This is a genomic window from Sphingomonas sp. BLHR8, from assembly GCF_056821725.1.
On sequence record NZ_JBPDIM010000001.1, the window covers coordinates 433,769 to 458,313 of the forward strand.

26 protein-coding genes are annotated in these 24,545 nt (G+C 67.3%); all 26 read right to left on the reverse strand.

Translation table 11 applies throughout. The annotated features are described in order from the left end of the window. Positions 1-6 precede the first annotated feature (6 nt). Positions 7-2,298, reverse strand: coding sequence for a hypothetical protein (locus tag ACRYJK_RS02220; RefSeq protein ID WP_482665956.1), 2,292 nt, complete (start codon positions 2,296-2,298; stop codon positions 7-9). A 3-nt stretch (positions 2,299-2,301) separates the two neighbouring features. Then, the gene (locus ACRYJK_RS02225) at positions 2,302-7,041 is read right to left on the reverse strand and encodes a peptidoglycan DD-metalloendopeptidase family protein (RefSeq protein WP_482665957.1); all 4,740 of its coding nucleotides are present in this window, start codon (positions 7,039-7,041) and stop codon (positions 2,302-2,304) included. 1 nt (position 7,042) lies between these two features. Next, complete coding sequence (locus ACRYJK_RS02230) at positions 7,043-7,753, reverse strand: hypothetical protein (RefSeq protein ID WP_482665958.1); 711 nt, start codon at positions 7,751-7,753, stop codon at positions 7,043-7,045. A 135-nt stretch (positions 7,754-7,888) separates the two neighbouring features. Continuing rightward, positions 7,889-8,707: a hypothetical protein gene (locus tag ACRYJK_RS02235; RefSeq protein ID WP_482665959.1), complete on the reverse strand. Its 819-nt coding sequence runs from the start codon at positions 8,705-8,707 to the stop codon at positions 7,889-7,891. A gap of 36 nt (positions 8,708-8,743) precedes the next feature. Next, positions 8,744-9,931: a hypothetical protein gene (locus ACRYJK_RS02240; protein ID WP_482665960.1), complete on the reverse strand. Its 1,188-nt coding sequence runs from the start codon at positions 9,929-9,931 to the stop codon at positions 8,744-8,746. Between the two features lie 3 nt (positions 9,932-9,934). Further along, complete coding sequence (locus ACRYJK_RS02245) at positions 9,935-10,144, reverse strand: hypothetical protein (RefSeq protein WP_482665961.1); 210 nt, start codon at positions 10,142-10,144, stop codon at positions 9,935-9,937. A 20-nt stretch (positions 10,145-10,164) separates the two neighbouring features. Further along, the gene (locus ACRYJK_RS02250; RefSeq protein WP_482665962.1) at positions 10,165-10,638 is read right to left on the reverse strand and encodes a hypothetical protein; all 474 of its coding nucleotides are present in this window, start codon (positions 10,636-10,638) and stop codon (positions 10,165-10,167) included. Continuing rightward, entirely contained in the window at positions 10,635-10,973 is a 339-nt protein-coding gene (locus ACRYJK_RS02255) for a hypothetical protein (protein ID WP_482665963.1), read from the reverse strand. The genes ACRYJK_RS02250 and ACRYJK_RS02255 overlap by 4 nt, the downstream gene beginning before the upstream one ends. Positions 10,974-10,976: 3 nt before the next feature. Further along, positions 10,977-11,231 carry a hypothetical protein gene (locus ACRYJK_RS02260; protein ID WP_482665964.1) on the reverse strand — a complete coding sequence of 85 codons (255 nt, stop codon included), beginning with the start codon at positions 11,229-11,231 and terminating at the stop codon, positions 10,977-10,979. 13 nt (positions 11,232-11,244) lie between these two features. Then, positions 11,245-12,273, reverse strand: a complete 1,029-nt coding sequence (locus ACRYJK_RS02265) for a major capsid protein (RefSeq protein WP_482665965.1) — start codon at positions 12,271-12,273, stop codon at positions 11,245-11,247. A 23-nt stretch (positions 12,274-12,296) separates the two neighbouring features. Continuing rightward, complete coding sequence (locus tag ACRYJK_RS02270) at positions 12,297-12,686, reverse strand: head decoration protein (RefSeq protein ID WP_482665966.1); 390 nt, start codon at positions 12,684-12,686, stop codon at positions 12,297-12,299. Between the two features lie 12 nt (positions 12,687-12,698). After that, positions 12,699-13,259 carry a hypothetical protein gene (locus tag ACRYJK_RS02275; protein WP_482665967.1) on the reverse strand — a complete coding sequence of 187 codons (561 nt, stop codon included), beginning with the start codon at positions 13,257-13,259 and terminating at the stop codon, positions 12,699-12,701. A gap of 56 nt (positions 13,260-13,315) precedes the next feature. Then, positions 13,316-14,230 carry a S49 family peptidase gene (locus ACRYJK_RS02280; protein ID WP_482665968.1) on the reverse strand — a complete coding sequence of 305 codons (915 nt, stop codon included), beginning with the start codon at positions 14,228-14,230 and terminating at the stop codon, positions 13,316-13,318. After that, positions 14,227-15,885: a phage portal protein gene (locus ACRYJK_RS02285; protein WP_482665969.1), complete on the reverse strand. Its 1,659-nt coding sequence runs from the start codon at positions 15,883-15,885 to the stop codon at positions 14,227-14,229. Before ACRYJK_RS02285 ends, ACRYJK_RS02280 begins: the two co-directional genes overlap by 4 nt. Continuing rightward, positions 15,882-16,145, reverse strand: a complete 264-nt coding sequence (locus tag ACRYJK_RS02290) for a hypothetical protein (protein ID WP_482665970.1) — start codon at positions 16,143-16,145, stop codon at positions 15,882-15,884. Before ACRYJK_RS02290 ends, ACRYJK_RS02285 begins: the two co-directional genes overlap by 4 nt. Positions 16,146-16,155: 10 nt before the next feature. Then, on the reverse strand, positions 16,156-18,276 hold the full coding sequence (locus tag ACRYJK_RS02295) for a terminase gpA endonuclease subunit (protein WP_482665971.1): 2,121 nt from the start codon (positions 18,274-18,276) through the stop codon (positions 16,156-16,158). Next, positions 18,212-18,880 (reverse strand): hypothetical protein, encoded by a 669-nt coding sequence (locus tag ACRYJK_RS02300; protein WP_482665972.1) that lies wholly within the window; start codon positions 18,878-18,880, stop codon positions 18,212-18,214. Before ACRYJK_RS02300 ends, ACRYJK_RS02295 begins: the two co-directional genes overlap by 65 nt. A gap of 124 nt (positions 18,881-19,004) precedes the next feature. Further along, the gene (locus ACRYJK_RS02305) at positions 19,005-19,685 is read right to left on the reverse strand and encodes a hypothetical protein (RefSeq protein ID WP_482665973.1); all 681 of its coding nucleotides are present in this window, start codon (positions 19,683-19,685) and stop codon (positions 19,005-19,007) included. Then, positions 19,685-19,885: a hypothetical protein gene (locus tag ACRYJK_RS02310; protein ID WP_482665974.1), complete on the reverse strand. Its 201-nt coding sequence runs from the start codon at positions 19,883-19,885 to the stop codon at positions 19,685-19,687. Before ACRYJK_RS02310 ends, ACRYJK_RS02305 begins: the two co-directional genes overlap by 1 nt. Next, positions 19,882-20,214, reverse strand: a complete 333-nt coding sequence (locus ACRYJK_RS02315; RefSeq protein WP_482665975.1) for a hypothetical protein — start codon at positions 20,212-20,214, stop codon at positions 19,882-19,884. Before ACRYJK_RS02315 ends, ACRYJK_RS02310 begins: the two co-directional genes overlap by 4 nt. Next, a complete protein-coding gene (locus ACRYJK_RS02320) occupies positions 20,207-21,232 on the reverse strand; it encodes a helix-turn-helix domain-containing protein (protein ID WP_482665976.1) in 1,026 nt (341 codons plus the stop codon). The genes ACRYJK_RS02315 and ACRYJK_RS02320 overlap by 8 nt, the downstream gene beginning before the upstream one ends. Further along, positions 21,229-22,656, reverse strand: coding sequence for a DnaB-like helicase C-terminal domain-containing protein (locus ACRYJK_RS02325; RefSeq protein WP_482665977.1), 1,428 nt, complete (start codon positions 22,654-22,656; stop codon positions 21,229-21,231). The genes ACRYJK_RS02320 and ACRYJK_RS02325 overlap by 4 nt, the downstream gene beginning before the upstream one ends. Next, positions 22,656-23,087 carry a hypothetical protein gene (locus ACRYJK_RS02330; RefSeq protein WP_482665978.1) on the reverse strand — a complete coding sequence of 144 codons (432 nt, stop codon included), beginning with the start codon at positions 23,085-23,087 and terminating at the stop codon, positions 22,656-22,658. Before ACRYJK_RS02330 ends, ACRYJK_RS02325 begins: the two co-directional genes overlap by 1 nt. After that, complete coding sequence (locus tag ACRYJK_RS02335; protein WP_482665979.1) at positions 23,084-23,641, reverse strand: hypothetical protein; 558 nt, start codon at positions 23,639-23,641, stop codon at positions 23,084-23,086. The genes ACRYJK_RS02330 and ACRYJK_RS02335 overlap by 4 nt, the downstream gene beginning before the upstream one ends. Further along, complete coding sequence (locus ACRYJK_RS02340) at positions 23,641-24,054, reverse strand: hypothetical protein (RefSeq protein ID WP_482665980.1); 414 nt, start codon at positions 24,052-24,054, stop codon at positions 23,641-23,643. The genes ACRYJK_RS02335 and ACRYJK_RS02340 overlap by 1 nt, the downstream gene beginning before the upstream one ends. Positions 24,055-24,235: 181 nt before the next feature. Next, on the reverse strand, positions 24,236-24,466 hold the full coding sequence (locus tag ACRYJK_RS02345) for a hypothetical protein (protein WP_482665981.1): 231 nt from the start codon (positions 24,464-24,466) through the stop codon (positions 24,236-24,238). Between the last annotated feature and the right edge of the window lie 79 nt (positions 24,467-24,545).

Here is a 24,545-nt window from a genome sequence, read left to right on the forward strand (position 1 = left end):
CTCGGATTAGGCGACGCGCACGGTCGCGGTGCTTCTGAAAATCTCGATGGCCGCTCCGGGCCCTGCGTGGGTGAGAGCGGCCTGGAAGCGCACGTCGTAATTGCCCGCCGCCAGGCCGCCCACCGTCTGGTTGAACAGCGCGCTCCCCGGCCGGCCGCTGAAGTCGGACGGATACCATTCACTGTCCGAGCCGACGACGTCCGGCCGCGCCGTCCAAACGTTGGCGCCGTGCGGCGATGTCTCCCAGCGCCCGACCAGCCCCACCGAGACGGAGGTCGACGCGGTCACCGAATAGCTGGCCGGGAATGTCGCTTCGATGGCCTGCCCCTCCGCAAGCGTGACGGTGAAAGGACCGGCCACAACCGCCATCGCGGTCGAGTCGACTGTCGGAAAGGTCGACGTGGATGCGGTCTTTGCGCCATCGCCGCCGGTTTGGGGCGCCGGCGACGGTTCGCGGGTGAAGAGAACCTTGTAGGGCCCGTGCGCGATGCCATCGACCCTGACCGTGATGTGTATTGACCCTGTGGTGGCGCCGGTGACTTCGATCCGCCCGCGGTTTGGGGAGCCGGGCGTATTGTCGACCGTCGCCTGCACGTTGTCGGTCACGATCTGAAAGCTCACACCCGCCAACGCCCGAATGTCCACGCCGCCGCGCCGCACATTCACCGTGAGGGTCCGGGGAAACTGCTTCGGGAGCGGCTCGCCGCGATAATCGGTGTAGATGACCTGTGCCTGTGGAGGCGTGATGTCGAGTTGGTATGTCGCCTCTTTGACGTCGGCTGGGGTGGTCTCAATGTAGCCCGACGAGGCGAGATCCTCGCCGCGCCAGACAATCGGCGCCCCGTCTATGGCGAGCGCCTGGCCCTCGAACCGATATTGGACATTGCGCTCGTCAAAATAGAGCGAGCCGATCGGCACCTGGGTGGAGGGAGGGTCCGGCGCACGAATGGTATCGATGCCCGAGCCGCCCGCAAGATTGCGCCAAAAGTCGCTGTCGTCGCCCGGGCGGTTGCCGCTGGTGGCGATCGGATGCTCGTAAATCCAGCGCGATCCGTCGCCCAAGGAGACGATGTTACCGTCGCGATACGTCTCTTCGCCCCGCCACACGCCGACCTCGACCGGCTGTGCGTAGAAGGCGATTTCCTCGAGGCTATGCACCCGCCAGCTTTTCGCACCCCCCGCCACAACGCGGCGATACGGCGGCGGGGTATCGCCTTCCACGGCCGACGTAACCAGCGGGAGCCGGCGCCCCAGCGTATCGAGTGTCAATGTCGGATTGCCGACCGCGATGCGATGCGCGCGCAGCTTGCCCAGTCCGTCGAATCCACAAACCGCATTGAGCGGGGCGATCATTGACCCCGCCAACTCCCCGAACGTCATTTGTTCGGTGACGTAGATACCGACCTCGCCACCACCGGGCAGCATCGCGGCAAAGGCGTCGAGTGCGGCCATCGATGCGCCGTCGACCGAACCTTCTACGTCGAGCACGTCCGCCACCATCTGCAGCAGCGCGCCGGTGCGCAGCGCCTGACCCGGCGCCGCGACCTCACCCACAACGTCGGCGGTGATGATGCCGTATTGCGGCGCCCCCAGCCGGATCATCCCCGCCGCCAGCGACGTAGCCCACTCGCCGCCGCGCAGCGCCGCGGATTTTAGCGCCGCATAATCGGGATAGTCGGCAACTGCCGGGCCGAACGGGGCGGCGCGCTCGTAAAGTGCGTCCACGCTCGCCAGCGGGCGCGCGGAGAACTGGTAGATATTGTCATCCGCGTCGAGCAGCAGCGGCTCAACGTTCCAGCACCGCCCGAGCAGCCACGGCTTCGGCTTCCCTTTTAGCGAGGCTGGGCCCTCCGTCCCGCCTGTCCCCGCGTAGGCGACCCGCAGCACCGTCGCGTCGCCCGCGACCCGGCCGGCGCGAGCGGTCAGCTTGACCGTTCCGCCATCTCGCTCGAATCGGACTACGGTCCCGTCGAGGACGATCCGAAGCATGTCCAAGGACGCACCGGCCCGAACGGTGATCGGCGCATCCTGCCACCGCATCGCCAGCGCGCCAGGATAGTGCGCCGCGATGCGCTCGGCTGCGAGCTGCATCATCGACTGCTCGGCATCGCTCTCGCCACCGAAGCTGTCCGCGCCCTCCCACCACGCAATTCCGACGCTTCCCGCGCTGGTGATCGCCGGATACCACACCGAGCCGCTCCAAGACGTGAGCGCCGAATCCTCGCGGTTGCACAAGCGAACGACAGTCCGACTCGCCGACGCACGGTCGAGGGGGCGGACTTCGATGGCGACGAACATGCGCTAGACCATCTGCGCCATGGTGAAGCCCCTTCCGGTGCTGGAGTTGTCATTAAGGCCGCGAAGCTCGCGCGAGAGATCGCTGGAAAGCCCAGTGAAGCCGCGATTAAGCGCATCGATCAACGCCGCAGTCTGCGCGTCGATTGCGCCCACGACGCGGGCGTTATCCATGATCGGGTCAGCCTTCGGCGCGCCACTCGGTCCAAACGGGCTGTCGCGGTTGGCGGCGATCGACGCGATGTTGGTTTCGGCGTCGATACGCGTTTTCGTGAGCGCCGTGACCTCGTCGAGCAGGCGAAAATAGGGCGATTGCGATCCTGAAAACTGGCGCTCGATCCCCAGCAGCGCGCGGGCGGCGCCGGCAAAGTCGTCGTAGGCCGAACGATCCCCAGCCTTCACCCGGGCAGCGAGCTTCTCATAATCCGCAGAGGCGAGAGCGCGACGCTCGCGCAGCGACCGGGCGTCATTGTTGACGGTCAGATCATCGAACAGGCCCTTGAGCGACGCCGTGACCTTTTTCCCCGCCTCTTCCACCGCTTTGGCGCGCTCGATGCCGTAGAGCTTCTCGAGGCTCGCATATTCCTGCGCGCTCGCGCCCGCCTCCTTGAAGATGCCCTGCAGCTGGACGAACTCGCGGTCGAGCGTGTCGAGCGCCGCGCCGACCGGATCCTCGTAAGCCTTGAGCCGCTGGAAGACGCTGTCGAAGCGCAGCGCCTTGGATAGCTGCGCATCGATGTCCTTGCCCGCTTGGAGCAGACGCTGAGCGCCCTGGCTGATCCCTTTCAGGGCTCCGTCCTGGATGGCGTTGAGGATGGCAACGCGGGCCGCCTCGTTCGCATCGGTGCCGTCGTAGAGCGTATCTCGCGCCGCGGTCGCCCGCTTGGCGCTCGCATCGACGCCGGGCGTCCCAATGACGCGATAGTAATCCTTATACTTGCCGATCGACACGCCGAAGCTACCGACGCTGCCGCCAAGCTGTTCGGCGATGCGCGAAAGCCCCGCCTGGACATTGGTGCCGATGCCGTTGACCGCGGCGATCGATGCGGCGTCGTTGCCCTTGGCGGAGAATGCGCCGTCCACGCTGGTCAGCGTGCCGCCCGCGCGCTCCTTTTTCTGCAACATGCCCCCGAGGACACTCCCAAGGATGCCGCCAACTACGCTACCAATCGGTCCCGCCGCGCCACCAATGGCGCCGAAAGCATTTTTCGCAGCTGCCGTTAGGGCTTTGCCAGCGATACCTCCAAGCGCGCCGCCGACCTGCCCTCCGATCGACGACGCACCGCCGCGGTTGCCGAGCAGCAGCGACGCGGCGCTGCCGCCGATGGCCGCGCCTTGCATTCCGCTCGACGTTAGACGTCCGGCGAGCTTGGCGATCGGCGAGCTCTCGCCAAGCAGCCCCTGCAAGCTTCGCGTCACAAGCCGCGCGACCGGGCCGAATGGATCATTCGCCTCAGCTTGGTTCGCGGGGCGCCGGCCTGTGACGACAATGTCGGCGTTGTCGTTGGCGGCGGCGCGACCGCTCATGGCAAGCGACACAAGCTCGGTGACGCTGGCCATCGTCATCTGGCCTTTGCCGTCAAATGTCGGGTCGTTGGCACCGGCAAATCCGCGCGGTTGAAAAAGCGCGCTTCCCGCCCGGTCCGCCGTCGCCGCCAGCCGCGTCAGCGCATTCGCCGCTTCCGTCGACGTGCCCTCGACCAGCCGGTCGGCGCGGGCGCGCGGATTGTTGCTGATCTGCGCTTCAATGTCGCGGAACGCATCGCCGAACAGGCTGTCGGTGATCGACCGCGCGAACACGTCGTTGAACTGCTTGCGGATGCTGTCGAGCCCGTTGAGGAGCGCGCCGCGCGCGTCCTCGGGCATTTGCGCGAAGGTCTGCTCCACGGTGCCGCGCAGCGTGTCGAGTTCCTGCAGCTGTGCGCGCACCGACCGGCCGGCGCGATCCGCACGCTCGGCTTCGCGAGCGATCTGCTGGCGAAGCGCGAGCTGCTGAAACAGCGCATTGTATTCGTCGGCGCGGATGTTGCGGCGGCGAAGCTCAACCTCGAGCTGATCGGTGTTTTCAACGCCAAGCTGGCGCATGATGTCGAACTGAAGCGCCAGCGCTTCGGCGACATCATCCTGCCCCTGCGCGCGCAGGCGTACGAGCTCAAGGTCGCGCTCGCCGTCGGCGGTGCGGTCAACAATGGGCCTGCGCAGAAACTCGGGGATCAGTTGATCGCGCGTCTGCCGCGCGCTGGCGATGGCATCGTTTAGCGCGCGCACCTGGTCCGCGCCTAGCCCGCCCTCGCGCAGCTTCGCCTGTGCGTCGGCGATGATCCGGTCGAGGTCTATCGTCGCTGCGGTGGCGCGGTCGATGTCCTTCGGCATGGCGTCGAATTGCCCGCGGAGGCCCGACGCGCGCTCGGCGATGTTCCCGATGCTGCGCTGGAGAGCTTCGGCGGCGCGCTGGCGCTCCTCCGCTTCCCGCTGCGCTCGCTCCGCGGCTCGGTCGGCGGCCTGCGAGGCCGCAAGCGCGTCCGTGGGGTAGGCTCCCTTGAGCGGGTCAACGGCGCGTCCATTGCGGCGAACTTCATAGTGCAGGTGGGGGCCGGTGGAGCGACCTGTATTGCCGCTCAGAGCGATCTGCTCGCCAGCCTCGACGCGGGCGCCCCGCTCCCTGGTCGCGCGGAGCAGATGCGCATAGCGCGTCGTCGTCCCACCTCCGTGATCGACGATCACATAATTCCCATAACCGCCGGGATCGTTGCCGACGTGGATGACGGTACCTGCGGCCGCCGAGCGCACGGACGTGCCCACCGGCACAGCATAGTCGACGCCCCCATGCCGATGCGTTGCACGCTGTTCGTTGAACCGGCCAGTCAGGCGCCCGCCAGCGACCGGAGAGATAAAACGGGCGGTTTCGCCGCCTGATGCGCGCGACTGGCGCTCCCTTTCCCGGACCGCTTCCAATTCCCGGTCCCGCGCACGGCGGGCGCGCTCAAGCTCTTGCGCATACTGCGCGGCGGACTTGGCGCCAGACGCGAATGCCCGCCTGAGACGGTCGCTTTCGGCCGTAAAGCGATCTTCCGCCGCCCGCTGCGGGTTGCTCGCCCGGTCGACGTTGCCTTCGATGATCGGCACTTGCGCCAGTCGCAGACCGCGTTGCGCTTCGGCGATGCTTTGGCGGATGGCCGGCAGCATCGCGCGCAGGTTCGCGAGTTCATTGTTCGCGATGGCCAGCGGATCGGTGCCGCCGCCGGCGCCACGCGACGATTGCATCGCTGCTGCTCGCTGCACCAGCATGTCCTGGATGCGCGCCTCGGTCTGACGAAGCGTCTGCTCCGTCATGGACAGGCGCTCCTGCGCCTCGACACGCGTCGCCTCCGCCGCCGCCAGCGACGATTGCGTCTGGCGCTCCTGCACCTGATTAAGCTGGCGGAGCGCCGCGGTCAGCTCGCGCGCCTTGCTCGCGTGATAATCGAGCGCGTCGCCACTCTTCTTCCCGGCTTCATCGCTCTTGAGGAGCTTGTCGATCAGCCCGCCCAGCGCGAAGCCGCCGATGGCGACTGCAACGCCCCACGGCCCCGAAAGGAATGTGCCAAGCGCGCCAAGCCGAGCGAGGGACTTGTTCGTCGCGCCCTCGAAGCTGCTCAGCGCGAAGCCGAGCTGCGGCAACTGTTGGGCAAAGATCGTGCCCGCACGCTGGCCCGAAGCAAAGCCGACCGCCACGTCCTGCAATTGCTGACCAACTTGGACCATGGCCTGACGCTGTGCGCCCGACCCCGCCACAACCTGCCGCGTTGCGGCCTGCTGCATGAGCGCATATTCGCGCGCGCTGATTGCGCCTTGGTCGTAGAGCGCCTTCGCCTCGCTTAGGGTGCGAGCGACGCGAAGTTGGCTGGCGTATAGCGGGTCCAGTTCGGCGCGCAGATCCTGCACACGCCGGATGAACTGCTCTTTGGCGCGATCGGCCGCAACAAATGCGGCGGCGGATTGCTGTGCGGAGTTACCCATGGCGGTCAGGCCCGCGCCGGTATTCTTCGCGATTGCCTCCAAGAGCCGCGCGCCGTCGGCGGCTCCCTTCTCGGCGGCGCGGAGACGGTTCAAGCCTTCCGCCGCGCGCTCCGCCGCCGCCTGCTGTTCGGCCAGCGCGGCCAAGGCGCTCGACCCAGCCCCTCGCGACGTTGCCGGGTTGGCCAGCCCCGGCGCCACGAAGCGATTGATCGCGCTCTGTGCTTCTCGCGCCGCGACCTCGGAGCGCGCCGCTTTGGCCTGTTCTGCGTAGAGAGCTGCGTACGACGTCCGCAGCGCCTCGTTCCCGCGCACCGCCTGCTGCGCAGCGTTCTCGACCAGCGTGAAGGCGCGCGCGCTTTCTGCCGCGCTTTCCGCTACCCGCTGCGCCTCAATAGCAGCGGCGCGATAGGACTGTGCGGCGGTCCGGGTCGCGTCACTGGTGTCGCCAGTCCGCCGCGCCACGTCGCCCGCCGCGGCGGCCATGATGCCCAGCGCGTCCGCCTGATAGCGCGCGGCCGCAGCCGCCTCGCGCATCTTATCGCTGCCAAAATCGATCTTCTGCGATCCGATGCCCGACAAGGCCCGGTCGAGCGCGGTCTTTGCGACGTTGCCCGCTTCCTTGAAGCCGCTGTCAAAAAGCTGACGAACGCGGCTCATCGACGACGATGCGTCGACTTCGAACTCGCGGAACCCCGAACCGTCCCACTCAACCCGCAGGAACGCGGGGAAGGGCGTGCCTACCGCCATGCTATGCGCTCCTTTCGAGTTGCTGGATGACCATCGCCGGCAGCTTCGCCTGCCAGCTCGACACGATGACGCGGACATCGACCCGCGCCGCGCGCGACGTGCGCGGGATCGCCACGAACGCCACGATGAAATCCTTCTCGCGTTGACCCGCGCGCACCTTGCCCGTTTTGGTGCGCGCCTTGGCCTTGCCGCGGATGCCGACGGCGCTCACGGTCGCGCCCTTCACGACCAGAAGGGGCCGCCCATTGACGCCTTTCACGAGCGTAAGCGGGCCGATCTTCTGTTCGAACCCTTCCGACCGGTAGCGCTCCGGCGTCATGCGTAACCGCCCCGCCTTGCGCGGAATTTCGTCGGTTGCGATCCACAGCCAGCGGCCCCGCCGCGGACGTATCTCCGCCCCTTCGGTGTAGGAAAGGATCGCGCCAACCGTGCGCTCGGACCGGCTGCGCAGGTGAAGGTTGCCGGACGCTCGAAACCCGTTCGGTAGCGCGCGAACGCCGCCTTTTTGCTGATTGGAGCCGTAGCCGATCGCGAAGCCGAGCCGCCCAAGTCCGGCAGCTGCGAACCGTTGCCTGACCTCGCCCAGCGCCTGGCGCGCTGCGCTATGGGTTGCGACGAGCGCGGCCGCTTCGGCGCGCACGCGGGCGTTGGCGCGGAAGGCGCCGAACTCGCGGGAGGTTGGGACGCGAAGCGCCGACTTAAACCGGCTCACCCTTCTTCGCGCGCTCCATCGCGCCGGCGAGTATCGCCCACGCTTCGATCAGCAGCACGGGCTGGTCGAGCAGCCCTCCCCCATCCGGCCAGACGAACCCCGACATTCCGCGGTCGCATTGCCGGATGACGCGGATCAGTCGCCAGCATTGGGGATGGACGAGGGCTCGGGGGTTGGCTCGAAAGTCGCCGATGCCGGGGATGCACCATCCATCGTCGCTGTCGCCGTCGAATCGGTGGGGGTCGGCGTCGATTGCGGCGGCGATGCGGAGTTTTTTTCCGCGCTCGCGCTCAGGAACATGCGGTCCATCGCAGCGCGCGCCAGCTCGCCGTAAGCGATGACGCCCGCCTTCCTGTAAGCGGCTTCGAGCACATCCTCGATCGCGGCGACCGTCTCGATGTCGATGATGCCCTCGCGCTTGCGCAGCGGCACCGCGTCGAGATTGTCCCACCCCTCCAGCGCGACGGCGAGGATCAGGCGCGGGACGGCGCGGTTGTAGGCGACGTTGGCGCGCGTCATTCGCCGCAGCGGCGCCCAGTGTTCGGCAATGCGCTCGGATAGCTCCGCGACGGCCGCGGCGTCGGGATGATCGAACACCGGAGCAGGGGGGCGCTCCTCGCCCTCCGCAAGCTGCGCGATCTCGTCGCGATGCGCGTCAAGCGCCTGCTCGTGTTCGTCGAGCGCATCCCAGAAAGCGTCGAGCCGCGCTACCGCGTCCTCTGCCTCCTCCGAGCCGTAGAGCGCGCGGGCGGCGCGGCGCATCTCGTCGCGCTGCGCCGAGCGGTCGTAGAAGCGCAGTCCCGCTTCGATGCACTCATCTTCGAACCGCTCCTTGTCGAAACGGCTGATGGCGCGAAGGCGGAAGGTCGGCGGCGCGTTCTCCGCTTTGAGGGCGGGCGGGGTGAAACGCTGAACCTCTTTCGAGGACAGCGGGATTTTCTGCATCGGAACCATGCGGGGGCGGTCCTTTTGTGGCCGTCAGGCCGGGTTTCACCAGTAAGGGAAGATGATCGACACCGACTTGTTGAAGGCATCGATCAGCAGGTTCTGATCTTCGGTGACGATGGTGCCGCCGAGGCTCGGACCCGCGTGCTGGAAGCGCGCATCGGGGATGATAACCGCGACGGTCTGACCCGACGCGCTGCCCCACAGAGCAAAGAACGGCTGCTGCTGCTGCGCATCGGCAAGCGCCAGCGTGTCGAACTCCGCCTTGGTGTAGCTCTGCATCTGCACCGTCAGCGACTTGGTGAGCCCGACAAGCTCCGCCGCACCCGAGCCGTCGGGCTCGTTCGGATCCGGCGCTGCCTCCGCCGTCGCGCCGAGGTCGAGCGTGAAGCCCGCGCCGGCAACCTTCTTCATCGCCAGATACTGCTGGCCATCGCGGAACTTCGGCGTCGTGCCCAGCGCCGGAACGGCCGGCGTCACTTCATCGACGATCTGCATGAGGCGGCCGGTCATGGTGAACCGGAACGTCGGCACCTGCGCCTGGTCGCGGGTCGAGGTCGGCACCACCACCTGCAGCCCCGACACGGCGAGGTCGAACAGATCGTAGCGCTTGCCGCCGATCCACACCTTCGAGGACAGCGGCAGCGGGTCGGCGCCGCCAAGCGTCGACTGATAGGCGAGCTGCTTGGGGAACTGATAGTTGCCCGCCGCGGCGTTCGCCAGCGCGCGCGCCAGCGCCACCACCTTGCCCGCGGTGTTGCCACGAACGCCGATCAGGCTTTTCGGCTTTGCGCCGAGCCCAGCGAGGTCGACCAGCAAGCCCTTGTAGAGGTCCGCCGTCGCCGCCAGCCCGGCGCCGCCGGTGAAGCCTGTCGTGGTGCTTGCGGTGAGCGCTTCGGGTGCGGCGGGCACCGCGGTGGCGAGGCGCGTTTCGACCATCTTGGCGGCGGTCAGTAGGATGCCCGGCACGAACGTGCCGGCGGCGGGCACGTCGGTGCCGCCGGGGCCGCGCAGGTTGACGTTGAAGCTAAGCTGCACCGCGCCCCGTCCGGCGACTTCCGGCGCGTTGCGCTCGAGCGAGCCGGTATATTCGGTGTTGTCGACCGTGACCGAACTGAGGTTGAGGTTGAGATCGCTGACCGGGAGGAGGTTTGCGGCCGGGTCAAGCATGGTGCCAGCGACGGTCTGCGCAATGATCGCGACCGCCGTGTTGCGCGCCTTGAGCGTCGGCATGGCTTAGGCTTCCTTGTTGCTGGCCGCGCGCGGCGCAGGGGTTTCCGGTTCGGCGCCTTCCGGCACCACTTCCTCGCGCTTCATGCGCGGACGCACGACGGCGGCATCGACCGCTTCGTCGGCGCTTTTGCCCGCCTTGATCGCGTCGTGGAGCTTGTTGAAATCGACGCTGCCGGTCGGCAGCACCGGCGCGGTGTCGATGGGCGTGCCCATGATGCTCGTTCCTTTGCTGGTCAGAAGGTCTGGCCTCCGCCACCGACGATCGTGAACGGATCGCCGCGGGGGGTGAGAAATGCGGTGCGGAATTGGACCACGGCCCAGCCGACATCCGGCGACGACTGTTCGGAGCCGTCCATGCCTTCGGGTTCGATGTCTTCCACCCGGTCGCCAAGCGTCGGATCGCCATCCGCGTGCAGCGCAGCGATGATCTTGGCGATGTTGATCTGGTTGACGGCGTCGATGCTGTTCGTGCCGTCGAGCCCGGAATAGCAGTCGCATTGGAGCGTCGCGTTGTAGCGCGCCTGGCTCATATTCTCGTCGGGGCTGATGCCGACATCGACGAGGCGAATGATGACCGCGGGGAGCTCGGCTTCGGTGAGCGCCTCTTGGTCGGAGCGGTCGGCGAAAATATGCGCATCGGGCAGCGCAGCGGCGAGAACGTCGCGCACCGCCTCGACGATCTTCATGGTCGCCGGGAGGGCGGTCATGCCGCCGCCCGCTTAACGCGAAACACCCATCCGGACCCGGCGGCGTTCAGCGCCACTTCGACCGGCTGGAAGGTGTCGCCTGGCTGCGAAGGGATGCGAAGGCGGGTGAGGGCATCGGGCCGTGCCGCAACGTGCGTGCGAAACAGCTCGACGTGAATATGCTGGATGACGACGCCTGTCTGCCCACCGGCACCTTCGGCTTCCCGGTGATCGACGAACGCCGGGACGTCGCGCCACGCATCGGCGGGCGTCGCGCGGTATTCGATCATGTCGCCGAGGGCCTCGGCCGTCGCGCTATCCAGTGCGGCGGTGAGGCCCTCGAGCGGAGTGGGCATGGCTTACGCCGGCGCCCCGTCGGTGTCGTCGCTGACAGGCTCATCCTGCCCGGCACTGTCGGCGCGGACAGGCTGCGTGAGCTTGCCGGGTGCCGTCTTCTTAAAGCCGGTCGGGGGGGCGATGGTGTCGTCGTCGACCAGCGCCTGAATGTGCTCGCGCGGGACCGCGACGCTCTCGCCCTCGTTGAGAACGAGCATGCCGGTGGCGGTGGAGAGGATGCGCAGCTTGCGCGGCTTGACGGTGATGGTGTCGGCCATTTCCGGGATATCCTTAGACCGTGGCGCGCAGAACGAGGTCCGGGCGCGCGTTGACGAACAGCGGGTAGGCGTAGATTTCGGGCTGCACCCACTGCCGCTTGTTGCTCTTGTCCTCCTCAAGGAAGGGGTAGTAGCGACGGCCGTCCTGCCCGATGAAATCGAGGCTTTCGTTCATCGGCCCCATGACGTGCTGGAACATGCCCGGGACGCCGACGGGGAACAGGATCGCCTCGTTCGAGGTGACCGAAATGCCGCCGGTGTCGAGCCCGCGGTAGTGGTGCCACGTCACCCCGCCGAACTCGAAGCTCGACCACAGCATCTCTTTGCGGAGATCGGCCGCTGCCGCCTGGTTGAGGTAAGTCGCTTCAAGCGCCTTGTGGCCCGTCAGCGCAAACCAGAAGTCGTCGCCGCACAGAGCATGGATCTTGAAGCGCGGGCTGTTGCCGGCACCGCTGGCGCGCGCAATCGCCATCGCCATCGTGGCGATGGTCTGGCGCAGCGCTCCGACCGTCTTGGCCTGGTCGCCGAGCCCCAGCGTCACAGCGCTCGGCTGCGCAATGCCGAACTCGGTGTAGAAGTTGGTGAGGACGGTGGTGCCGTCGGCGTCCACGACGATGCCGCGGAGCGCGCCGAGCCGCATATGCTCTTCGGTCGCCTCGACGTCGTCGATGTTCGCTTGCTGCATCTTGGCGATGCGGCGCAGCACCGCGTCTTCGTCGCTCTCGTCTTCCCACGGCACGATGCGCGAAAGCTCGTGCGCGAAAAGCTGGCGCCCCTTGGCAACGCGCGGGATGCGGAACGGGCGCGCGTCGGCGTCGTCCGGCTTGCCCATCTCGATCGGCGCGCCACGGAGCGTGGTGCGGATCAGCGAAAGCTGGCCGCGCGAGCTGCCAATATACACCGTGTCGGTGTTCACGGGAGTCGGCTCGAAGCCGATGATGCTGTCGAGCATGTTCGGCTTGTAAGGGCGGCGCTCGATCGCGCGGAGCTGCGCCGCAGGGGTGAAGGCATCGCCGCCAAAAACGGCCATCGAAATCGGCATGGTGGTGTTCCTTGCGTGAAGGGTCAGGCCGCGTGCTGCGGAAGGACGCCCATGCCCTTCGCCCGCAGGGCGTTGAGCGCGTTGAGGCGGTCGGCGGCGGCGATCCCGTTCTTAAGGATCAGGCGCTCGCCGTTGACGGTGGCGGGACCGCGCACCGTGGCGACGGTGGTGACGTCGGCGGTGGTCGCGTCGATTTCGTGGCCGAGGATCGCAACGGCGGTCTGCGCACCGTTGGCGAGCGCGACGTCGTGCGCGACGTACTTGCCGCTCGCCGTGATCTTGCCGAGCACGGTGCCGGGGAGGAGCTTACCGGCGCCACTGGCGACGATGATCTCCTCGTTGATGATGTTGAGCGGGCCGCTCTCGCCGAGATAGCAGAACGAGCGCTGGTTGTTCAGGCTGATGGCAGGCATCGATCAGTCCTTTCAGCGATGCGTGGTCGGGGTCGCGGCGAATGCGCGGTCCCAGCGGGCGTCGACGTCGGCCTTGGCGGACGGCTTGGACGCCGCCGCCTCATCAACGTCAGGGTTCGGGGTGGCGGCGAGCGCCTCACGCATCTGCGCGCGCCCGCCTTCTTCGGCCGCGGCGCGCTGCGCGTCGGGGTCGAGGGCTTCGGCCTTCGGCTCGTTCGCGAGCAGGCCGGTGATCTCGTCCGCGCCCATGCTCGTCGCGAGAAAAGCGCAAGCCTTGGCTTCGCGGCCGGCGAACAGCGGGTGGCTGGTGACCGCCTTGAAGCGCTCACGCTCCGCAGCGACGCCCGCCTGATAGGCCGGCGACGTGGCGTCGATGGTCGGGGTCTCGGTGCCAGCGTTGGCCGCGGGCGCCGTCGTCGGGTTCGGCATCGTGTCGTCCTCTTCTTCGTCCGGCGCCGCGTCCTCTTCTGGGGCGGCGGGGATGGTCGTTTCGTCCACCGGGCTCTCCGGCGTCGGTTCGGTCTGGGCGCGCGCGGAGGCGGCCCGCAGCGCGTTGAAGCGCGGGCTCGACATGACTGTCGGTCCTTTCATGGGGCCGCGTAGCGGCGGTTGAGCCGACAGGCGTTCGCCTACCGGCGGGTGAAGGTCAGAAACTCGTCCCAAGCATCCGGCTCGCGACGGATTCCGTCGATCAGGCCCAGCCGCAGCGCGTCGGCCGCGTCGAGCACTTCGCCCTCGGTGGCGAGCGCGGCGGCGGCGTCCATCCGGCGCCCCATGCCGACGAACTTGGCAAAGCGCTGGCGCACCGTCTCGCACTGCCCCATCAGCATTGCGAGCGTCGCATCGTCGAGCGGCTCGAGCCGACCGCCCCGCGCCTTACGCTCGCCAGCGCGAATGATCGTTGGCTTGATGCCGGCCTCGCTCAGCGCGGCGGTGAAGTCCATATGCACCACGACGCAACCGATTGAGCCGGTCTGCGCTCCCTCCGGCGCATAAACGCGATCGCACACGCTCGCCATCAGGCACGCCGCCGAGCAGGCCGTCTCATTGACGTAGGCCCACACCGGCTTGTTCGCTGCATTCTCGCTTCGCGAGCCGAGCGCGATCTCTTCGGCGAGCGCGAACATGCCCGCGACCTCGCCGCCGGGGCTGTCGATGTCGAGCCAGATACCGCGCACGTCCGGGTCGGCGCGCGCCGCGCGGAGCTTGCGGGCGATGCCATCATAGCCGGTGATCCCCGACATCGGGTCAACCCAGCCACTCTTGTGCACCAGCGTGCCTTCGACATTGATGACCGCGATGCCCTCGGTTACGGGGCACAGCTTATAGTCGTCGCCGTGGCGTCGCGTCGCGTCGCTGGCGAGCGCACCCAGCCTGTTGGCCTCCAGCGTCACTGCATCGATGCGGTCAAACTCGGCGAGGCCCATGCGCTGCGCGACTGCGGCGACGATGACCTCGGCCTTCGTATGCTCGACCGCCAGCGGCGTGTTGAAGACGCGCGACGCGAGGTTCGCGAACGTCTTGGGGGCAGGGCGGCCCTTCATGCGTCGGCTTCCTCCATCTCATCTTCAGCATCCGGGTCGACCGCGGCGGGTTCAGTGCCAGGCACGCCCGGCGGCACCGGTTGCGGGCTTTCGGGCAAGCCCATGCGTTGGCGGGTGCGCCGGATGCGAAGCTCGCTGCGAAATACCTCGCGCAGGTCGCGGCCATCCTCGGCGGCGAGGAACTCCGCTGTCGTGCGGCCCGCCGCGGTATCGAGGTCGGCGGCCTTGGCCTCCTTGAGCGGGTCGATGCTGCCGCGGCCGGGACCGAACCATTCGCACAGTGTCAGCTCGGCGCGGAACTTGTAGAAGTTCCACGGCCCGCCGGGGATCGCGGTCTTGCCGATCGCCACGCTCTCCTCGAGAAACGCGGAGAAGATCGGGGTGCAGAACTGCTGCGTGAACATCCACCGATCGTCGAGCAGGCCGCGCCAGATTTCATTGAGCAGCGTGCGCGCGCTCGAATAGTTGATGCTCGACCAGTTTTGCGAGAGCTGCGGGTAGCTGATACCCAGCGCCGCGGCGATGCTGCGCAGGCCGGTCGCTTGGAAGTCGGGGTAGTGCGCCGCCGGCCGGGCCGGTTGCGTGAAATCAAAATCCTCGTTCGGCAGCAGGTGCAGGGTCCGCACTCCGTCGCCGAAGCGGATCGGGTGCGATTCGCGGTAGCTGATGTTGTCAGCGAGCGTCCAACCCGACCCCTCGTCGGTGATCGGCGCCATCGCTTCGCCGACAGTTTCGGATGGCGAACTTGTCTTGAACGTCGCGGCCATGACCGCGTTGAGCAGCGCCGCCTCGAGCTCCGCCTCATCATACTGGTCGAGCATGCGCATCCGCTTCAATGCGGAAACCAGCTTACTCACCCCGCGCTTCTGGTCGGCGCGATCGGCACGGAACACATGCACGAAGATCGGGCGCCCGGTCGGGCCTTCGCGAGCGATGCGCTCCCACTCAAAGCTCTCGCGGCCGCCGCCCGCCTCTGCCGGGTGGCGCTTGCGGACGTGGTAGGCAATCGGCGCACCGTTGCGGTCATATTCGACGCCCGCGACGAGGCGGCGGCCATTTTCCAGCACGGTGTTGTCGGGCTTGCCCTGCGGGTTGCTCAGCCGGTCGGGGTCGATCAGCCGGACGCAGGTGCGGTAGGCGCTGGCGCGGTCCAAGAGCTGGATCACCGCCGCGGCCTCCCCGTCGCGCCAATAGTGCATGTAGGCGGTGCGGACGATCTCGCCGAAGCTGTGACGGCGCTCCGCATCGCAGAAGCGGCGCGGGTCGCGATCCCAGATGTTGAATTGTTGCTCGACGCCCTGCGCCCAATCGTCGGCCCAATCGGCGCTTTCGCCCAGCACCTCGAAGGCGGGTTGCGCCATGAGGCGGATGCGCGCGCCGACCACCATTTCCGTGCGGCGGTCGAGCGCGCCAGCGATGACCGGGTTGTTCTGCGTGACATGCCGCGCGCGGCCCACCATCGTATCACGACCGGTGTTGGTCTGATCGTCGATGCTGCGCAGGCGTGGTGACCAGTCCGCGGTGTTCCGGTCAAAGCCCGCCGCATCGTAGGCGCGCTTCCCGCCCAGCGAGCGCACCAGCGGATCGCCCGCGAATGCCTGAGGCTTGAGCGTCGTCGTGACCGGGCCAAGCCCGGCCGGGGTGAGGTCGCTCACATGCGCGCCCCGATGGCAAACCGACGCGGCCGCCCGGTCGCGGAAGCGTCCGCCGTAGCGCGGAGGTCAGTCAGCACCGTTTCATGCTCGGCAATCATTCCGCGCAACTCGGCGAGCGTCGGATTGGACTTCACGATGCGACGTCCGTCCCGCCAGACCTCGCGCACCATCTCCCCGCTCGCGAGGCTCAGCGCCGCGGCGCGGAGCGCGGCGAGATTGGCGGTCGTTTCCGCAATCTGCTCTTCGATCGTCGTCGCCATGCGTTCCTCGTCAGCGGTTCAAGTTTTGGAAGCGGTCCAGCAGAGTCTGCCGGGCCGTGGTTGCCGGGGCGCCTTCCGCCTCGGCCGCAAGATCACCCCCTTCCTCGATCAGCGACACCGGCGTTGCCCACGCGGGCAGCCGGGCCGGGTTGTCCCATTTGAGGTCTTCGCGATCCGGCTGGAGGAGCTGACGCCCCGCCTCGGCATAGCCGGCAAGGTCCAGGCTCTCATTCGGGCCGTTACGAACCCATTCCTTGCCGACCAACTGCTCGGCGAAAAACTCATCGATGTGTCGCGGGTCGATACCGCGCGCGAGCGTTACGGCCCCGCCCGAGCCATCCGCGACGGCGAGGCGCGTGTGGACCAGCTCCTTCAGCTTGTGCACGCCCAGCGTGTATTCGCTGATCGCGGGCTTCACCGGCCGCCCTGCTTCATCCTTGCTCACCACGCGGGGCGTATCGGGCAAGATCGGCGCCTTCGTCGACGTCGAGCCCTTGACCAGCTTCACTTTGGACCACGGCCGGGTCGGCGACCCCCAATAATGGCCCGCCCGCAGCATCCGTCGTGCGAATTCGCGGGCCTTCCACGTCACGTTGCCGTCGCCGCTATCGATCATCGTCACCGCAACCGGCATGGCCTTAGTCGGGTCGGCCTGCAGGGGCAGTCGGCGCGTCACCACCTGATCCTCGATCACCGACCAATCCTCGATCGACGTCGGTGGCGCGATGTCACGCAGCGTTCCGTCCGCGTGGCGCCGCTGGCGTATGGTCAGTCGGTCGATCAGCGCGCCGCGGTTCTCGAGATCGAATCCCCAGAAGGCGACGTCGAACTTGCCGCCGCCGACGTCCACCGACGCGACGACGAACCGCACCCACGGCGGCACTTCGCCGACATCGAAGTCACTTTCCTTCGCGCGCGCCTTGATCGTGCCCGGGTCCGCCGCGCCCAACGCGGACGTGCCATCGAACACTTCCCCGAACATCTTGACCAGCACTTCCTTGAGTTGCTGCGGCTGGCGCGTGTCCTCGAACTGGATCGTCGCCTGCTCGAGCTCGCGCGCCAGCTCGGACAGACTGGCCATCTTGAGCAACAGTGCATGCACCCAGAAACCGCGGGCGGCGTTCGGCTCAATCTCCCCCTCCGGGCCGTCAGCGCCCAGCGTCTGACCGCGGTGAAGCCACTCCACCTTGTCGATCATGCTGCGACGCTCGGTATCGGTCAGCAATGAGCCGCAGTGCGGACACAGCATGTGCGCCGTCTCCTCCGCCGCCTGAATTCGCCGGTCGCGGCTCCAGTCGACCCCGCTGTCATAGGTCAGCGTGAAACGCTTCACCGACGGCCAGAACCGCGTGGGGTAGGGCGACGCCCACTCTCCGCACGCCGCGCAAGGCATGACCGCGATGCCGCGGCTGCTATCGAGCCACGCGTTGGCAACGCCTTCGGTCCACCCGCCGTCGGGGTGGCTGGCGATGAAGCGCTTGGCCTGGTTGCCCAGCGCGCGGCTGCGGATGCGCGCCTGCTGTTGCATCGACCGACGCCAGCGCGGCGCGTAGCTGTCGATCTCGTCGACGAAGATGAAGCCGCCCTGCCGGTTCGTGATCGTTCCGGCGCTCGTCCCCATGAACTCGACGGTGCGCCCCGCGATGCCCTTGAGCATCAGCTTGCTGCCCGGGTCGACCTTTGGCGCCAGCTCGGGATGATCGGCGAGCATCGGGTTAATGTTTCGCTCGACGTAGGTCTGCGCCTCGTCGCGCGATTTCAGATACCACAGCACGTCGACCATCGGGCCGCTGCGGATCAGACGAAACAGGTAGTTCTCCGCCACCACCGTGCCGCCCGATCGAGCCGGCTTCGGCATGACGACCTCACGCACCTCGGCATCGTCGAGCGCGTCCATAGGGCCGACGTTGTAGGGCGTGACGCTGCGCGACCATGGCACGCGTGCCCCACCCTCCCCGCCGGGCAGCGTGCGGTATCGCTCGGCACACTCAACCGTCGAGATCGTTTCCGGCGGCAGGATGTGGGCCAGCGCTGGGAGCGCGACGGCCGCCGGGGAGGCGTAGAAGCTACCCGCGGCTGCGGCGGTTGCCACCTCGCGCAGCCCGGCGCGGGACGGCAGCGCTATCCGCATCGAACTCTCCGACAAAGGCGACCGCGGCGGCATGAAGCTCGCGCGCAACATCGGCCTGATAGTCGCGCACCTGCTGCGCCACCGCGGCGGGCAGACGGCCATTGGGGTCGACCTGTCCGATCATGCCCCGCAGTGCTGCACCAAGTCGCAGGGTCAAGCCTTCAACGAAAGCACGCACCTGTTGGGCAGGAATGAGATCGCCCTGCGCCACGCGGATCTGATCCGCGCGCGCCACCGCGGCGAGCGCGTCATTGACGTCCCGATAGCTTTGCAGGCGCTCGCCTTCGGGAACGATCACACCGGCGAGCCGCGCGACCTCCTCGTGTTGCTCATCCTCGCGCTCGGCGCGCTCTCGCGACCGGCGGATGAGGTGGTCAATCGCCTGGCGGACGTCGAACAGATGGTCGACCCCGGGGCCGCCGCGCTGCTGGAAGGGAAAGTCCGCATCCGGCTTGATGTAGGTCGCCATGAGGTTGCGATCCGTCATGCCGAGGATCGCGGCCAACTCTTTGAGGTTCGCGGTCTGGCCGCGCTTCGTCGTCTTGCGCGCGGCGGTCCAGCGTTCAATCTGCCGTTGCGGGTCGATACGCGAGGAGGCGGGCACGATCAGCGAACCTTCGCTGACGAAGCGCGAAAAGCAGCGATTTGGGAGCCCCGTTCGGCTGCAGACGCAATTCCAAACGGTGGTGACTTTTCGCTCTTACGAATTCTCGCGTCAAGCCCCCCCCTCATTTGATCGATCCGGCTAGGAAGGGCGCAACCTGATCGCGCAACTGCAGTGCAGCCCACTGGATGACAGCGCGGGCGCGGGACGATGCTACGCGGGCCGCGCGGGCCGCGTCAACTAGGGGGCGTTCATAGAGCACGCAAGCATCCAGCGCGGGCAGGAACTCGGGCGCCACGCCCTCGCGCGCAAACCTAAAATTGATGCGCGCCTCCGCCTCGCGATCAGTGCGCGCCATCGAGCCGTAGAGCGCCTCACCGGCACCGCCGTCGCGCCCCAGCGCGGTCGTGACGAAATGCCCCTCAAGGCCGGAACGCTCCCACTGGTCGCGGTACCAGCGGCACGCAGGCACGGTGTCATCGGTCAGCACCCCCGCAGCGTAGAGCCGGACGATCGCCGAACCTTGCACCCGGCGAACAGTCGTGACCTGCCGCTCCTGATAGGACTCGCGCAACGCCGGAGTTGAGACGAACTCGCCACCGGCGAGCAGTTCAGGGGTAGGAGGCACAACGATGTCTTCCGCATTCACCCGCCCGCCCATCGCGGCCTGCTCGACCGCCAGCGCGCGGATGCGCTCGCGCTCGCGCTCATCGGCATCGCGGGCGAGCAGCGCCTTGACCCGCTGCGCCTCCTCGCGCCGTGCGGCGTCCCAACCGCGCGCATCGGGCTTCCCCCGCGGTGCCATCAGCTCCCCCTCCGCTTCCCGTAAAGCTCTTCGCCGAGCTGATTGGCTTTCGCCTGTTGCACCCATCCAAGATGCGCCGGATTGATGACGAGCAGCCCGGTTTGCTGCCACACCTCGGCACAAGCCTGTCGACCGATGGCCGGATCGGCTTCGCGGCACAGCGGCGCGAGCGTTGCGAGAGGGGAGCGATATCCCTTCACGCGGCATCGTTCCGCAGCAGCGCCGCTGCCGTCGCTCGAGCGCGCTTGGCTTCGCGCGCCTCGGGTTCAACACTGGCGATGATCTCGGCGGCAGTCGGCATGAAGCGGCAGGTCCGCAGGCAGCGGATCGTCGCGGTTTCGATCAGTGCGCTCGGCAATTCGGCGAGCGCAAGGAGTTGGTCCGCGAGCCACAGCGCCGCCTCTCGCTCGGTCATCTTGCCGAGCGAGCCGGCGCGCGGCAGCGCCGTGCGGAGCCTGCCGAGCATCTTGCCGAGCTCGGCTTCGTTGGCGGGTGCCGTCACCGCGTCGATGATCGCGAGATCAGCCACAAGCGACGCTCGCTCGCCAGGCGTCGGGATCGGCAACATCGCGGTCGGCATGGACGAGCATCGCTCGATCAGGCGGCGACTCTGCGGCGACAACGCTGCCAGCGGCGCGGTCGAGGATGGCGCGCATGATTGGGTCGCTGGTGGCCTCGCTGCCGTTGGAATGATCGCGGTGGTCGTCATACTGGCCCTCGTTGATCTTGGTCACGCTGTCGGGTCGGAGGAAGAAATCGATGTTGGCTCGCCAGCTCGACCCTTGCCGTCGACCCAGCAGAAACGGGGACCGGGGGATGCGCTCGATCGCTTGGCGCACCGCGTCGAGGCCGTCAGCAGCGAGGCGAGCGTTGAGCTTGCGGCGTCGCTCGGCCGTCAGCTTGGCGCATTTCGGCAAGCCGGTTCGTTCGGCCATGCGGTTCCAGTCCGCCAGCACGGTTTCGGGATCGGGCTCGGCAGGGGGTGAGGGGTCGGCGGGCAGTGCCAGCATGCGCGGCGGTGCGCCCGTGTTCGCGTCCGCTTCGCGCGCACGTTCAATCGTAGGATGCGAAGCATCCGTAGATTGATATATTGGTTCATATACTGGTTCCGTGACCCGTTTTTGGGTCAGTTTAGAGGAAAAAACGGGTCTCTTTGCCTCGCAACTGACCCGTTTTTGGGTTGGTTCAACTGACCCGTTTTTGGGCCTGTTATCTCCGTCAAGTGACCCCTTTTCGGGTGCGTTATCGCCCCCAATAACTGACCCGTTTTCGGGTTCGTTTCCGAGAGTCAGGCGATAGACCTTGACCTGCCCGGTGCGTCCCTTCGTTTCGCCGGTGTCGATAATGAGGCCCGCGTCGACAAGGCGCGCCAGCGCGGCGTAGACCGTCTTGCGATTGAGGCTCGTAACCTCGCTGATTTGCGTCACCGACGGGAACGCTTCGTAGGCCGGCGCGCGCACATCGTTGGCGAGCGCGAGCAGCACTAGCTTCTCGGCTGGCGTCTGGACGGAAGCCGCAAATGCCCAGCGTATCGCGTCGAAGCTCATTCCCGCCCCCTGACCGCCGTATAGGCACCGTAGAAGCGAGCCTCGGTCGTGCCAGCACGAGCGTGCCGCGCCTTCGCTGTAATGAATTCAATGACGTGGCGCGCCGCGTCGAGGCGGTTTTCCCACTCCGCGTGCTTGTCGGTGCCGCGCTCTGGCTCCTGAAACTCGAGATAGTATTCGGGGCGATACAGGAACATCACCGTGTCGGCGTCCTGCTCGATCGAGCCGGATTCGCGAAGGTCGGACAGCCGCGGCCGCTTATCCTCCCGCCCTTCGACGGCACGGCTGAGCTGCGAGAGTGCGACGATCGCAATGCCTAGGTCCTTCGCCAGCAGCTTCAGCGATCGGGTAATCTCGGAGACATCATTGACGCGGTTTTCACCGGCCTTCTTGCCGCCGCCGACCATGAGCTGAATATAATCGACGATCAGCAGTTTGAGCGGAGTGTCGCGCCGCTCGAACGCGCGTGCCTGCCGACGAACCAATGCGGTGAGCCCGGCCGGCGTGAGCGATCCCTGCGCATCGACCACGAGGGGGAGCGCCTCGAACCGCTCAGCCGCCTCCGCCATTTTGTCGATGTCTTCGGGGCGCTTGACACGTCGCTCGCGGATTGCAGCAAAGGGGATGCCGCGGTCGTAGCGTTCGTCATAGCAAAGGTCGCAGACGAAGCGCTCGCCAAGCTCCTCCGTGCTCATCTCGAGGCTGACGATCAGCGTTGGATGGCCCTCGCACGCGGCATGAAGCCCCAACCCGGCGCCGACGACCGTTTTGCCCATGCCTGGCCGACCGGCGATGACGAGAAGATTGCCCGGTCGCAGCTTGCCGACCGCCTTTGTGATCTCCGGGATGCGCTGGATGGCAATGCCGGGGACGTCCTGCCCCATGCCGTCGATGATCGAGCGCGCAGCGTCCGCAAGGGTCTCCTTGCGCCTATCCGTCTCGCGAAACGCATAGAACTGGTCCATTGCGGTTTCGATGGCGGTGTGGACGTCGAGGTCCGTGGCGCGACCATCATCCGCGATCGTCAGCGCATCGCGCAGTTGCTCTTGCAGCAGGCGTCGCGCTGCGAGCTCCCAGATCTGCCGCGCGAGGTCGAAGGCCGCGATCAAGCCCGCAGCCGATCCGGTGAGTTGCGCTAGCCAACCCGGCCCGCCCAGCGACTGCATAGCCGGGTCGTCCTGAAAAAATGGGCGGAGCGTGATCGGGTTGGCGGCGCGGCCTTCGCTCACCAGCTCGACGATCTTTCCAAACACGCGCTGATGCAACGGTTCGTGAAAATGCTCGGCTACCAGCGGCACCCTGATCTCGGTCACAATCCGATTGTCGATCATGCACGCGCCGATAAGCGCAGCCTCCGCTTCCAGGTTGGCCAGCGGCGGCGCATAGGACGTCGGGTGGAGGTTGGGCGGGTCGTGGCGCGACATCATCGCCGTCCCCGCGCTACGCGCAGTCTGCCGGACACCTCGTGGCGCGAACGCGGCACTGCGCTGTCTGCGGTCGCTGCCTGATGTTCGCACCCGACATCGCCGCGCACGCCGCATTTGAAGCACGGGTCACGATTGACGACGCGCAGGACGAGATCGTCGGGGGAGGGCGGTGGCAGGTCAGCGGTCGGGGCCTGTCGTGCGCTGCGCACCGTCCGGCCGTCAGCAATAAGCTGAATTGCGTCGATAATTCCGTCATAAGGCGCGCGGGTGACCCAGATATGCCCCTGAGCCTGCAGTTCGCGCAACGCATGGCCGGCGACCGATTGGTGCGTTCCGATCGCGCTCGCCATGACGGACGTGCGCGGCAGCGGCGCGCCCACGTCGGCGAGTTCTTTCAAATGCTCGAGCAGGCGTTCGGCGACGGTCATGCGGCGCGCGCTCCGGTAAGCGGCGGCAGCAGCACTTCGCTGGCGCGCCAGGGCGGCGTAACCCCGTGGAGGTCGCAGGCGTAATCCAACAGCCCGATCGCGTCGGCCTCGTCATCGTTGCGCGGCTTCATGCCGAGCTGGCGGCAGCGTTCGATTGTCATGCGCTTCAAATCGGTGCGCCCGGCGCGCGGCTGTTTGCCGATGAAGTGCCGCCGCCACGTCGCCTGGTTGGTGAGGCGCATCGGCACGCCCTTGGCCTCCGCCCAGCTCTCGGCGTGCGCGGTCAGGCCATACATAGTCATGAGCGTGTCGAAGGTGGTGTGTCCGCCCAGCGCCTGCGGTTGCAGCGGCTCCTCGACGTGGATCATGTCGAACCGGCCGACCGAATGAAGGTCGCTCATCAGCATATGCACGCGCGCGAAGCACCGCCCGCGCCCGGTCAGGCGACCGTCGCCCAGCGATTGCGAGCCGTAGGCGGGCAGGGCGGAGGTACCGTCCCACCACGCCCAGCCGGCGTTCGCTTTCGAAAGGTCGAAGGCGGCGATGGCCCTCATCAGTTGACGGTCGCCAGATGGATCGGTTTGCGGTCGACGAAGCCGACGACCTCGTTCGCGGGCGCGGCGCCGTCCCACTCCTCGTCGCTCGTCTCGGCGCGGTCGACGAGATCGCGGGTGATGCCGATCCCCATCTCGTCGAGCATGCCCTTGAGCGAGCGCAGATAGTCGTCGCGCTTCTCGTCGGACTGCTTGTCGAGCCAGAAAGCGAGCCGCGCCGCCTTCGTGTCGACGTGGCACTCGTTCTTGATGGCCTTGTAAGCCTCGCTCATCGACTGAGCGTGTTCGCCGACCTTTTCCTCGCCGGTCTTCACGTCGGTGCGCAGGAGGCGCGCGGCGCGCTTATAGTCGGGGGTGGGGAGGGCGCCGCCATTCTGCGGGCCGTCGTCGTCCTTGCGCTTTGCTCGCGCCATGGTGGTCATCCTTTCAGGTGGAGGGGTGCGGCGGGCGTCGATTTCAGGGCCGCGTTCGCCATCAAAGGCAGGCCGGGAGTATCAGCCACGCGCACCGCGCCCCGGTGCCGTATGCTCGACCGGATCGACGCTCTAAGGACGCCGCCGCGGCGCCCCGGTGAAAGGGTAAGGGCCGGGCGCGTCACAGCGCGCCTCGCTGCCAATGAGGCTCGTCCCACCAGCGCCACTCGACGGCGCCGTCGGACCCGTGGCGGTAGTAGCGCGTGCGCCGTTCGTGAGGACCGAAGTAGTTGAGCGTCAGCGCCGGGCCTTCGGAAAAGCCGACGATGCGATGGATATGACCGGGCGCGATGATGAAGCTGTCGCCGGGATGACGCTCGATCGTCGTGATGCCCGCGGCCGACGATAGCACCTCCTCGACATACCCCCCCCCCAAGGATCGTCGTGGCGATCGCCATCGGGTGGTCGTGGAAGTCGCCGTCGCCAGTCTC